The organism is Acidisarcina sp., from assembly GCA_035539175.1.
GTDB lineage: Bacteria > Acidobacteriota > Terriglobia > Terriglobales > Acidobacteriaceae > JANXZS01.
On sequence record DATLIY010000007.1, the window covers coordinates 944,015 to 956,067 of the forward strand.

The 12,053-nt window shown below is 60.7% G+C and carries 10 protein-coding genes; 1 reads left to right on the plus strand and 9 read right to left on the minus strand.

Translation table 11 applies throughout. From position 1 onward, the window contains the following. Positions 1-107: 107 nt before the first annotated feature. The 3 genes from VM554_06685 to meaB are packed head-to-tail and all read right to left on the minus strand — an operon-like array spanning position 108 to position 2,744. A complete protein-coding gene (locus VM554_06685; GenBank protein ID HVJ08051.1) occupies positions 108-656 on the minus strand; it encodes a GNAT family N-acetyltransferase in 549 nt (182 codons plus the stop codon). After that, positions 640-1,380: a tRNA (adenosine(37)-N6)-threonylcarbamoyltransferase complex dimerization subunit type 1 TsaB gene (gene tsaB / locus VM554_06690; GenBank protein HVJ08052.1), complete on the minus strand. Its 741-nt coding sequence runs from the start codon at positions 1,378-1,380 to the stop codon at positions 640-642. Before tsaB ends, VM554_06685 begins: the two co-directional genes overlap by 17 nt. Beyond that, entirely contained in the window at positions 1,377-2,744 is a 1,368-nt protein-coding gene (gene meaB, locus VM554_06695; GenBank protein ID HVJ08053.1) for a methylmalonyl Co-A mutase-associated GTPase MeaB, read from the minus strand. The genes tsaB and meaB overlap by 4 nt, the downstream gene beginning before the upstream one ends. Before the next feature lie 427 nt (positions 2,745-3,171). On the opposite strand from meaB, the gene VM554_06700 reads away from it, so the two are divergent. Beyond that, the gene (locus VM554_06700) at positions 3,172-4,791 is read left to right on the plus strand and encodes a DHA2 family efflux MFS transporter permease subunit (GenBank protein HVJ08054.1); all 1,620 of its coding nucleotides are present in this window, start codon (positions 3,172-3,174) and stop codon (positions 4,789-4,791) included. 48 nt (positions 4,792-4,839) lie between these two features. Here the strand turns inward: VM554_06700 and VM554_06705 are convergent, their stop codons facing one another. The 6 genes from VM554_06705 to VM554_06730 all read right to left on the minus strand — a co-directional run bounded on the left by VM554_06705 (position 4,840) and on the right by VM554_06730 (position 12,018). After that, positions 4,840-6,012: an acyl-CoA dehydrogenase gene (locus VM554_06705; protein ID HVJ08055.1), complete on the minus strand. Its 1,173-nt coding sequence runs from the start codon at positions 6,010-6,012 to the stop codon at positions 4,840-4,842. 209 nt (positions 6,013-6,221) lie between these two features. Continuing rightward, complete coding sequence (locus VM554_06710; GenBank protein HVJ08056.1) at positions 6,222-6,584, minus strand: VOC family protein; 363 nt, start codon at positions 6,582-6,584, stop codon at positions 6,222-6,224. A gap of 172 nt (positions 6,585-6,756) precedes the next feature. Then, positions 6,757-8,217, minus strand: coding sequence for a hypothetical protein (locus VM554_06715; protein HVJ08057.1), 1,461 nt, complete (start codon positions 8,215-8,217; stop codon positions 6,757-6,759). A 266-nt stretch (positions 8,218-8,483) separates the two neighbouring features. Next, the gene (locus tag VM554_06720) at positions 8,484-9,641 is read right to left on the minus strand and encodes a PLP-dependent aspartate aminotransferase family protein (protein ID HVJ08058.1); all 1,158 of its coding nucleotides are present in this window, start codon (positions 9,639-9,641) and stop codon (positions 8,484-8,486) included. A 90-nt stretch (positions 9,642-9,731) separates the two neighbouring features. Continuing rightward, positions 9,732-10,847 carry a VWA domain-containing protein gene (locus VM554_06725; GenBank protein ID HVJ08059.1) on the minus strand — a complete coding sequence of 372 codons (1,116 nt, stop codon included), beginning with the start codon at positions 10,845-10,847 and terminating at the stop codon, positions 9,732-9,734. Positions 10,848-10,851: 4 nt separating this feature from the next. Beyond that, positions 10,852-12,018 (minus strand): VWA domain-containing protein, encoded by a 1,167-nt coding sequence (locus tag VM554_06730; protein HVJ08060.1) that lies wholly within the window; start codon positions 12,016-12,018, stop codon positions 10,852-10,854. Positions 12,019-12,053: the final 35 nt, after the last annotated feature.

The window sequence follows — 12,053 nt, forward strand, 5'->3', positions numbered from 1 at the left end:
ACACCTCCTGTTTCCATGAGACTCATCAAACTACCACTCAGGATTGCTGGTCGGCAATCTTGTTTTTTGATGCTGTCCCCATTTTTTTTGGCGGAATCCAGTCAGGATCAGAAGCTCAGTTGCATCAATAGAGCGTCCTCGGATGGCATACCATTTTGGCCGGCATAATAACCTTTTCGCAGGCCTGCCAGAGTGAATCCGAAGCGCTCATACAGGCGGATTGCCGGCAGGTTGGAAGGGCGCACTTCGAGCAGGAACAGGGAGGCGCCTGCGGCCCTCAGGTGGTGGATCGCCCCGGCGAGCAGCGTGCTCCCCACGCCACGGCGCTGCGCCTCAGGACGCACGACCAGCGACTCCAGTTCGCACTCAAATTGAGCGCCCACGGCCACGCCGCGGACCACGGCGAAGCCCAGGATGCCACTCAGCTCATCCCCCAGCGCGTCACCACCGCATTCCGCCACCCAGGCGCGGCGCAGAAGGCCCTTTACTGCCTCTGCGGGGGCTTCTGCAGCCTGCAAGCAGTTCTGGTAATCCAGCAAGCCCCAGTGGGGCGCTCGAGGCGTGGTGCGATCCATCTCCAGCACAGCCGGCAGGTCGCTCGCCAGCATGGGGCGGATCCGCAGACCGGGAAATGCCGGATCAGGAGGCTGGTTCATCTGGAACCGGATTCTGGCTGGCAGCATCCATGCTTCTGCGCCTGGCCTCCATGTCGCGGGCCTGGCGGGAGAAGATCTCAGCATCCGAACGTCTCAGGTAGTTGCCATCGAGGAGCGCAGGGTCGTCAAAGTCACGCGCCTCAAGGCGCTCCAGGGCAAGCGGAAGAGCGGCGGCGGGAGCGGGCGGCGCCAGCACTACCGGTGTAAGCGCAGCAAAGGCAGCCTGCGAACTCTCCTCGCAGACAAGCAGCGTAGCGGGTTGTCCGGCGGCCGCAGCCAGAACTTCATCGCGGGTCATCAATGCTTCGTGGATGCGCTTGCGTTGTTCATAAATCCCGGCGTAAAACTCGCCCCGGCCGGCATCGAGAATCGCAAGCGTCCGGCCCTGCACACCGGAAAGACGGTCCAGCACCGCCAGCCGGGAGATGGCGATAAGCGGAATCGCCTCTGCCTCAACCAGCCCTTTGGCGGTGCTGACGCCGATGCGCACACCGGTAAAGCTCCCCGGACCATGCACGACAGCGAGAGCGTCCAGATCGGCCAGTCGAAGGTTCGCCCGTTGCAACAGGCCGGAGATGGCGGGGATCAGCTCCGCAGCAAAGGTCTTGCCGGCAATGGTCGCCTCGGCAAGCGTCTTCGCCTGGCCGCTGCGAACCTCTGCGAGCACGACGCCGCCCTCGGATCCGCAAGTATCAAAAAGAAGAATTCTGGCGTGGTCGATCATGGTTTCTCCGGTAGATGCTGGCAGATTTCGAGCAGCACGCCGCCGGTGCTGCCGGGATGGACAAAGAAGTAGAGGTGCCCCCCTGCCCCGATCTGCACGGTGTCCGAAACCAGGCGCACGCCCCGGCGCTTCAACTCCGCCAGGTGCGACTCGATGTTCTCCACGCGAAGGGCAAGATGATGGAGGCCCTCTCCGCGACGTGCAAGAAAACGGCCTACAGGGGAATCTTCGCTGGTGGGCTCCAGTAACTCGATGCGGCTTTCCCCAAGTTGGATCATTGCGAGCCGCACCTGCTCCCGCTCGATATGTTCCTCTTCCCCGGCCTGGAGGCCGAGGAGCGCGTAAAAACTCGTCGCAGCTTCCAGACTTTTGACGGCGATCCCCAGATGGTCGATTGCAGGCAGTCCTGAGCCACCGGGCTGCGTCCTGCCCTCTGCGGGAAAGACTTCGCTGACCAGCCGCGGCACCAGCCGGTAGGGATTCTCCATTCCCGCTTCAACTTCTTCCGCGTGATGAGCAAGGCCATCTTCGCTGAATCCCCGGCGGCCCAGCTCAAGCAGCAACTCGTGTCGCATCATCTCCCGCAACCGCTCGCGCCAGAAGGCCTGGCGACGCGTCTTCCAGCCTGCCTCCGTTTGCAGCCGCTGGTGGCACTGGCGGATGGCTGCGAGCAGTTCAGGAATGCCGGACCCGCTGGTGGCAACGGTGCGGAGGATGGGCGGCACCCAATCCCCGTGGCGGGCGGCGAGCGATTGCATGCCCCGGATCTCTTTCTCGACGCGGTCTGCGCCCTCCCGGTCGCTCTTGTTGATGACGAATATATCGGCAATTTCCAGGATGCCTGCCTTGAGGCTCTGGACATCGTCTCCCATGCCGGGCACGAGCACCACCACGGTGATATCGGCGAGGCGGACAATGTCGATCTCGTCCTGGCCGACGCCTACGGTTTCCATCAGCAGGACATCTTTGCCACTGGCCTCCAGCACCGTGGCTGCATCGGCGGAGGCGCGGGCCAGGCCGCCGAGGGCTCCGCGCGTCGCCATGCTGCGCAGGTAGAACCCGGCGTCGTTGAAGTGTTCCTGCATGCGGATGCGGTCGCCGAGGATTGCACCACCGGAGTAGGGGCTGGTGGGATCAACGGCCAGTACGCCGATGGTCTTGCCGGCAGCACGGAGATCGCGGGCCAACTGGTCGACCAGGGTGCTCTTCCCCGCCCCTGGTGCTCCTGTAATGCCGATGCGCAGAGCCTTGCCGGAGTAAGGAAAGCAGCAGGCCAGAATCTCGGTGGCCAACGAAGATTGGTTCTCCACCAGCGAGATCGACCGGGCGAGGGCGCGCACATCGCCCGAGCGCAGGCGTTCCACCAGGCGCTCTGCCTCCTGCCGATCTGTCCTCGGTTCCGGCCCCGGTCGTTCTGGTCCGGGTCGTTCTGGTCTTGCCGCGTTGCTGGTTTCTTTTTCCACCATGATCGTTGGAGCAATTCTGCTTTGCGTACCTCCCGGGAAAGGTGCTGAAAATCCTCCGCAGAAACCCAGCTCGCACAAACCCAGCCCGCACAAACCCCAAACTTAAGTCCGCTGCGTCGCAAACCTCTCCCGTGAAATCGCTTTGAGTGATCATACCGCGCCCCCTGCGGACAGTGCCGCTGGCCAACTATCGGCTACTGCCCAGCGCGGGGGCAATCGTGCTCGGCGCTGAAAGAAGCTCTGGGGTATATCTCGGGTATAAAGAAAGAGAGCAGCGCGGCCAGAAATTAACGCGCGAACCCTTGCAATCCCCTACGAGGTTTTTTTGGCTTCTACCAGCATCCCGGCAGATCAGGTCGACGGCACTCCGCCACTGTCTTTCCATGACACATGGAGGCCGCGCGCGAATCCCTGGCTGATTGCGATCACCGTTACCCTCGCCACGTTCATGGAGGCGCTGGACTCCTCCATCGCCAACGTGGCGCTGCCGCATATTGCCGGGAGCCTTTCCGCCAGCACAGACGAGGGCACGTGGGTTCTGACCTCCTACCTGGTGTCGAATGCAGTCGTGCTGCCGATCAGCGGGTGGATCTCCAACCGCATCGGGCGCAAGCGTTTTTACATGATGTGCGTGCTGCTGTTCACCGTGACTTCGTTCCTCTGCGGGCTGGCGCCGTCGCTGGGCATGCTGGTGCTCTTCCGCGTGATTCAGGGTGCAGCAGGAGGAGGGCTGCAACCGAGCGAACAGGCTATCCTGGCCGACACCTTTCCCCCGGCCAAGCGAAGCATGGCCTTCGCGGTATATGGCATGGCGGTAGTGCTGGCTCCGGCCATCGGGCCTACCGTCGGCGGCTGGATCACGGATAACTACAGCTGGCGCTGGCTCTTCTTCCTCAACATCCCGGTAGGAATCATCTCGCTATACTTCACCCGCAAGCTGGTGGAAGATCCGCCATATCTCGATAGCTACAAGAAGAAGCGCATTCCGATCGATTACTACGGCCTGGGGCTGCTGGTCGTGGGCATCGGAGCGCTGCAGATGATGCTCGACAAGGGGCAGGAAGATGACTGGTTCAGCTCGCGCTTTATCGTAACCTGCGCCTTCGCTGCGGCCATCACCCTGCTTCTGTTCCTGGTGCGGGAGTTGACAACGGAGCACCCGATTGTGGATCTGCAGCTCTTCCGCAATCGCAATTTTGCGATGACGCAACTGGTCATGTTCATGGTGGGCGCTTCGCTGTATTCCACCACGGTGCTGATTCCGCAATTTCTGCAGCAGTTGATGGGCTACACCGCCGAGCGCTCCGGCATGGCGATCTCAGTGGGCGGGCTGGTCCTGATGGTGCTCTTTCCGCTGGCGGGATTCGTGACCACGCGTTTCGATCCGCGCTTCATTGTCACCTGCGGCTTCCTCGTCACCACCATGGGGCTTCTGAGGATGACCAACCTGAACCTCGGCATCGGCTTTATGACCGCTGTGAGCTGGCGTGCCGTGATCGCCTGCGGACTGCCCTTCCTCTTCGTGCCGATCAACACGATGTGCTACATCGGAATTCCGCAGAACAAAAATAACGAAGTCAGCGGCATGAATTCGCTGATGCGCAACCTGGGTGGCAGCGTGGGAATCTCGTTCGTGACAACGCTGATCGCCCGCCGCGCACAGACGCATCAGGCAATGCTTTCCGCCAACATCGCGCCGGGGTCGCCCGCCTATCAGAACATGCTTGGGAGCATGACCGGCGCGTTCCACCAGAAAGGCTGGGCCACCCCGGATGCGGCCTACCATGCCGGGGGCCAGCTCTACCGCATGATGCTGACGCAGTCTTACACGCTGGCTTACGTGGACACGATATGGGTTCTGGTGCTGATGACTGCGTGCCTGATCCCGATTCCCTACCTGATGCAGCGGCCAAAGAAGGGCCACGCATCCGCACCCATGCACTAGGCTGCGAGCTGGCGCGAACAAGCTGCACGCCTTTGCTATAAGCCGCCGCTACTTCCGCAGCAGCTCACGGGCAATCACCATGCGCTGGATTTCGCTGGTGCCTTCTCCGATGGTGCAAAGCTTGACGTCGCGGTAGAACTTCTCGACCGGGTAGTCCTTGATGAACCCGTAACCGCCGTGTATCTGCACCGCCTCATCGCAGATGCGCACAGCGACCTCGCTCGCGTAGAGCTTCGCCATCGAAGACTCCAGCGTCGTCTTCTCGCCTGCATCCTTCATCACGGCTGCACGGTGGGTCAGCAGGCGGGCTGCGTCCAACTGCGTGGCCATATCGGCGAGTTTCCACTGGATTCCCTGGAACTCCGCGATGGCATGGCCGAACTGCCGTCGCTGCTCGGAGTATTCGAGCGCCGCTTCAAACGCGCCTTTGGCGATTCCAAGCGAAAGCGCCGCAATCGAAATGCGTCCGCCATCGAGCACGCGCATGGCATCGATGAAGCCTTCCCCTTCCATGCCCAGCAGGTTTTCCGCGGGAATCTCACAATCTTCGAAGATCAGCTCAGAGGTATCGCTGGCGCGCAGGCCCAGCTTGTTCTCCTTCTTGCCCGGGCGGAAACCGGGCGTGCCCTTTTCGACGACAAAGGCGGAGAGTCCGCGGGTGCCTTTATCGCGGTCGGTGACCGCAATAACGACGGAGATATCGGCATAGTGTCCATTGGTGATGAAGGTCTTGTTGCCATTGAGCACCCATCGATCCCCTTTGCGGACAGCGGTGGTGCGGGCACTCGCCGCATCCGATCCCGAGCCGGGTTCGGTCAATGCCCAGGCCCCCAGCGCCTCCGCCGTTGCCAGTCGCGGCAGATAACGCCGCTTTTGCGCCTCGTTAGCGACCAGAAAGATGTGATTCGTGCAGAGCGAATTGTGCGAAGCGACGATGATGCCAATCGACGCGTCGACCGCCGACAACTCTTCCACGGCAAGCACGTACTCCACATAGCCAAGATCGGAACCGCCATACTCGGCGGGCAACAGAATTCCCATCAGGCCCATGCGGCCAAGCTGGCGAATCAGATCGCCGGGAAACTCACTCGCCTCGTCCCAGCGCATGACATTGGGCAGGATCTCACGCGCGGCAAAATCGCGGATCTCCTTGCGCAACTGCTGTTGCTCCTGGGTGGCGGTGAAGGGATTCCGTGCTGCTTCCATTGCAGGAATAGACATTGGCCTAAGCTCCGGTCCACACAGATTGACTCAGCTCGCGCCCCCGGGAGAGCGGCGGCCAGAGGAAAACTTGTGATCGTACCACCTGGACAGAAGGCTTGTCGCCGCAGCCATGCATAAAGATCCGCATCTATTTGATGCAGCAAAAATTAGCGCGGCTAGCAGAACGAGGCAATACCCTTCTGGCAGGCGTGGCCTTGGGCAGAGGCTCAGTCCTGCTTCTTCATAAACATTCCGATGCAGGCGCCGGTCGGATCGATGAATATGCTGATCCACCCCACGTCCGGCACCTGCTCAGAATCGAGAAGTACATTCGCGCCCAGGGTTTTGGCCTGTGCGGTCGAGGTGTGGATGTCTCCAACTTCGACATAGGGAACCCACATCGAGGGCGCGCCCGGCATCTGCTGCTTCATCATCCCCCCTCCGGTGCCTTTTCCAACGTCGATCATGGTATAGGTGCCGCTGGGCATCGGCATGTCCTGCAAGCTCCAGTCAAAGAGCTTGGAATAGAAGGCCTTGGCTTTGTCTACATCGGTTGTGCTGAGTTCAATGTGCACAAAAGGATTCGGCATGCATCTCCTCCGCGTACTGCAGTTGCAGGTGCGTCAGATCCACGGCGCGTCGCTGACGCCGTTTGCCCTGGCCGCGAAATTCTACAGGAAGCAGGACCACCGTGGCATCCGCGCAAATAAAAAAGCGGCCCGCAGAAATTCTGCGAGCCGCCGGGATCCATACACGGACAGATTAACGGGAGTGGGCGCCGCCATGAAACTCCCCGCCGCCATGGAACTGCTGCTGTGGAGCACTCTGTTGGCGTTGTGGAGGAGCGCTATAGCGCGGTTGCTGCTGCATGCTCTGCATACGCTGCTGCGGTGCGGGGTTATACCGCGGCTGCTGCTGCGGCATAACCTGCTGGCGCTGCTGCGGCATGTTGTAACGCTGCTCCGGCTGCGGTGCAGGGTTATACCGCGGCTGCGGCTGTGGCATAGCCTGCTGACGCTGCTGCGGCATGTTGTAACGCTGGTCCTGCTGCGGTCCAGGGTTGTACCGCGGCTGCTGCTGCGGCATAGCCTGCTGGCGCTGCTGCGGCATGTTGTAACGCTGCTCCGGCTGCGGTGCAGGGTTATACCGCGGCTGCGGCTGTGGCATAGCCTGCGGACGCTGCTGCGGCATGTTGCGCTGATCCTGCTGCGGTGCACCCTGCTGACGCTGCTGTTGCGGTGCGTTGTAGCGAGGCTGCGCTCCCTGATTTGGCTGCGGAGCATTGTACCCAGGCCGCCCGTTCTGAACATTGTTGTTGTTCATCGCCTGGCCCGCACGACCCTGGGGCGCGGCCTGCCGCCCGTTCAACGGAGACGCGCCATTGCCTGAGGGATTCCCATTCCGCTGCGGCGTATTCTGCTGCATGTTTCCTTGCATAGCTCCACGCGGGCTGTTCTCATTCGGCGTGCCGTTATGCGAAGGCGCTGGCCGGTTCGTCGCGGGCACAACGGAACGGTCATTGAAGGCTCCGGGCCGAGGCGTAGCCGCGATTGCCGGAGCACCATGATTTACCGAAGCCCACTGTTGACGATTGCCGCGGGCAAGTTGAACCTGCTGCTGCTGCACCGCCGCGGGCTCGATATGTCTTTGGTTGACGGCAGCCATTTCCTGCGGAGTGGGCCGCGCTGCGATGCCGCCGTTGCCGCCGTTGTAGCTGACGCGGTTGTTGTTGTAGTTATTGATGACGGTCTTGTTATAGACGTTGTGAACATTGGTGATGTTGATGTTGTTCACCGTCTGGTTGTAGTTGAAGTGATTGCCCCGCCAGTAGCCGCCTTCATACCCACGGCCAAAATAGCCGTAGCCGTAATTCACTCCGCCGTAGTAGCCAATCTGCGGACCCCAGTAGCCCTCATGCCACCGATAGAATCCGTCACCCCAGCCCCAGTAGCCAGGCGTCCATAGATAACCGGCCATCGGAGCCAGAACCCACGTTCCCGGAACCCAATAGTAGCCGCCGCCCTCATCCTCGTCATCTCCGGCATAGGCCCAGTAGCCCGGCGTCCAAATGTAGCCTTCACCCGGGCAAAGGGGCTGCGCATACACAGGAAGCGGCGGAGGCGGGAAGTTGACGGAGATAAAGACCCCACCGAACGACAGCGCCGGAACAACGGCCAGTACAAGAGCAACCAGCCATACACGGAATGAAAAGATGGAGCGCATTTTTGACCAACCTTGCCTGCACATCCCTCGCTTTCCCGATCCTGCGTGGGTTGCGTGGAGTGAGCGGCGAGATCTCCGCACCTGGCGAAGATCACTCCTGCCTATACGAACCGGGGTTGTGAAAATTAGTTGTTGTTTGTTTGCACATTCGCCTGTGCAGGCATGACGCTCTAACACTTTAGCAGCCAAAAAATATCTCCGATGCAGACAACCCAATGCAGCAACTTCTGTGCATCTGTGGTGCGTGCAGGCGGAGGCTTCTCCGCTTACACGCCGGCAAGCGCCTGCTCAAGATCGCCAAGGATATCCTCGACATCTTCCACGCCAACCGACATGCGCAGCATGCCATCGGTGATTCCGATCTTCGCCCGTCCCTCTTCGCCAAGAGCAGCATGAGTCATGCTGGCAGGGTGCGACATCAGGGTCTCCACTCCGCCGAGCGAATCCCCCAGGATGCAAAGGCGCAGGCGCCGCTGCAGCGCGCTGGCATTGGCAAAGGATCCCGTGTCGAAGGTGAGCAGCGATCCGAAGCCGGACATCTGCCGCCGTGCCAGATCATATTGCGGATGCGAGGGCAGCCCCGGGTAGAAGACCCTGGAGACCTTAGGATGCTGGTCAAGATACGCAGCCACGGCGCGGCCATTGGCATCGTGTTGCCGCATACGCAGAGCCAGCGTCTTGACGCCGCGCAACACGAGATAGGCCTCAAATGGCGAGAGAATCGCACCGGTACACTTCTTCACAAAGGAGAAGCGTTTCCGATGCTCCGGACGCGTGCCGACGAGCACGCCGCCAAGTCCGTCGCTGTGGCCATTCAGAAATTTCGTCGTGGAGTGCATCACGATATCGGCGCCAAACTCAATGGGACGCTGAAAGTATGGCGACATGAAGGTATTGTCCACGCTCAACTCCACCCCGGCCGCATGGCAGATCTCCGCAAGGGCGTGAATATCCGTCAGCGACAACAGCGGGTTGGTGGGCGTTTCGACGTGTACCAGCCGGGTATTCGGCCGCAGCGCAGCACGAATCTTCTCCGGGTCCGCGCTATCGGCGTACGTAAATTCGATGCCGTAGTGGGCCACGATCTCGTTAAAAAGACGCGGCACCCCGCCATATATAGAGGAGCCGCAAATCACATGGTCGCCACTGTGCAGCATGGTGACAAGAGCCGTGATCGCCGCCATGCCGCTGCCAAAGCAATGCGCACTCGTTCCGCCCTCGAGCACGCGCAGGCTCTCCTCCAGGGCATCGCTGGTGGGGTTGGCAAGGCGGGAGTACTCGTATCCCTTGCTCTTGCCGATCTCATCCTGCGCGAAGGTGGAGGTTGCATAAATGGGCACATTCACCGCGCCGGTGCGTGCCTCCGGTGCCTGGCCAGCGTGAATCGCACGGGTGGAGAAGCCTGTTTTCGCGTCTTTCGTCATCACTCTTCCTTACCTCAGAATGGCTACCACAGGCGTCGAGGCGGGCACAGGGATATTCCGGCGCTCGAAAGCCGGACCGGTGTCCCCAGCTCATCTTCCGGTGCCGGTTGCGGTCTTAACGGGGGCTCCCTTTACCCCTCGCGGGTAGTAGCCGGTGCGGGTGCGCACGGTGAGCTTTCCGCCACCCCGGGCCTTGGCCTCAAGGTGGATCAACCGATACCCGCCTTCGCTTGCGGGCTTGGTGGAGTGGTATCCGAGAGTGTACTGATTGCGGATATCGCGGGCGACCTCGGAGGCGATCTCGTCCACCTGGTTGAGAGATTTTGGAAAGTACGCCACCCCGCCTGTCTCACTGGAGAGAAGCTGCAAGGCACGCTTGGCGCGGCGGTTTTCGCGGCTGCTGTTTTCGTCGCCGAAGAGCAACCCGATGGAGTAAACAATGGGCCCCTGCAGCTCCTGAATCCTGCGGATGGTCTGCTCCAGCGTCAGAGTGGAGGCATTGTCTTCGCCATCGGTGATGATGAGAAGCACCTGCTTCGGCCGCGTGCCGTACTTGGCAAGCTGATCCGCCGAGGCCACCACCGCATCGTAGAGCGCGGTACCGCCCTTGGAGTCGATATGGCTCAGGCCCTCGCGGAGTTTGTTCACGTCCGAGGTGAAGTCCTGATCGATGAATGCCTCATCGGAGAAGTTCACAATGAAGGCCTCGTCGTGAGGATTCGATGCCTTCACCAGATCCAGAGCGGCGGCATTGACGCCGGCGCGCTTATGCAGCATGGATCCTGAATTGTCCACCACCATGCCCATGGATACCGGTATGTCCTCGTGCTGGAAGGAGGTGATCGTCTGACGGACGCCGTCCTCGGAGAGGGTAAAGTCCTGCTTGCCGAGGGTATTGACCAGGTGATTGCTGTCATCGAGCACGGTGACGTTGAGAATCACCTCGTCCACATCGCGGCGCAGGGTGAATCCGCCCGACGAACTGCGGGTAATGTCGCCGGAGCCGGCATTGGAATCAGGAGGCGTGACGGGTGAAGTTCCCGCGGCATCAGGAGAACGCACCGGGTCGCGATCTACGTCAAGCGGTGGTTGTACCTCAGCCGCCGGTTTTTGCGCAGTGGTTGGAGCCGCCATCTGCGCAACGGCGATGGCGTGCGGCGAAGCCCAGATAGAAGCGGCAAACAGAAGACCCGTTAAGACTGCCAATCGATTACTGCAGAGGTGCATAGTATCCGGTTCGGGCATGGACGGTAAGCGGGGGCAGTCCCTGGGGCGGCACCAGCTTTACCTTCAATTTACGCCACTTGCCGTCCCGCTTGGTGTCATTTGGGTTGTAGCCGATCACATATTCGTTTCGCAGCTCAACGCTGATCTTGATCGCCATATCGCCCATGTCCGCGAGATCGTCAACTTTGAACAGCCGGCCGCCCGTCTCCTCGCTTAACTCCTGCAAAAGCATGGGTCCGAGCTTCTCTTCCGTCGTGGCCGCATAGGGGTCAAAGATGCCGATGGAGTACATCTGCACATCTCCTTCACGGACTTGCGAGCGCACCTCGCCCTCGGTGTAGCGGCTTCGGTTATCGCCCCCGTCGCTGACCACCAGGATGGCTTTGCGCTCATATTTGGCCTGCTTCATCTTGTTCATCCCGAAATAAATGGCATCGAGCAAGGCGGTGCGGTGTCCCGCCCGAACCGTCATCAGACGGGCTTGTATGTCCTCGATAGATGAGGTGAAGTCCTCGATCAGCTCAGGACGGTCATTAAATCCGATGACGAAGAATTCATCCTGCGGATTCGCGGTCTTGAGGAACTCGATAATGGAGTCCTTGGCCCGCGCCACTTTGTTGGACATGCTCCCGCTCAAGTCGAAGACGATCCCTATCGAGACAGGGGCGTCTTCGCAGGAGAAGCTTTTGATCTTCTGCAGACTGTTGTTGTCGTAAACAAAGAAATCTTCTCTATCCAGTCCGGTGACCAGCCGGTTGAGCGGATCGGTGACCGTGACCGGCACCAGGACGAGGTTGACGTCCACGCGAATGCGCTGCCCCGGCCTGGCGCGGAGAGACGATGCATCCGCCGCTGCGACGGTTGGTTCCGTTGGAGCGGTTGCCGGTGAAGCGGCGGTTGCTGGCGGGGGGACTGGAGGATCAATGTGTACTTTGTTAAGAGTATCTTCCTGGGCACGGAGTGGAAGGGCGCCGGCCAGCGCAAGCGCCAATCCCATCATCACAAGGCGCATGCGCAGAGCGCCGTAGCTGGTGCCACAATGTGAAGTGCCGAAGCCTGGGGAAGACATGCTCGACAGCGTGCTGGCGGTGGCGATTCCAGCGAGAAATCCCTTGCCCCGTGGACCTGTAAAACCCCTGATGAGCGCCATAAAACTGAGCCCTCGTTGGCGAATAGTAGCACGAC

Coding starts and splice junctions, on each gene's coding strand:
- VM554_06705 (HVJ08055.1), bottom strand. CDS start 6,012: ATGTCTATTCCTGCAATGGAAGCAGCACGGAATCCCTTCACCGCCACC.
- VM554_06710 (HVJ08056.1), bottom strand. CDS start 6,584: ATGCCGAATCCTTTTGTGCACATTGAACTCAGCACAACCGATGTAGAC.
- VM554_06715 (HVJ08057.1), bottom strand. CDS start 8,217: ATGCGCTCCATCTTTTCATTCCGTGTATGGCTGGTTGCTCTTGTACTG.
- VM554_06685 (HVJ08051.1), bottom strand. CDS start 656: ATGAACCAGCCTCCTGATCCGGCATTTCCCGGTCTGCGGATCCGCCCC.
- VM554_06720 (HVJ08058.1), bottom strand. CDS start 9,641: ATGACGAAAGACGCGAAAACAGGCTTCTCCACCCGTGCGATTCACGCT.
- tsaB (HVJ08052.1), bottom strand. CDS start 1,380: ATGATCGACCACGCCAGAATTCTTCTTTTTGATACTTGCGGATCCGAG.
- VM554_06730 (HVJ08060.1), bottom strand. CDS start 12,018: ATGGCGCTCATCAGGGGTTTTACAGGTCCACGGGGCAAGGGATTTCTC.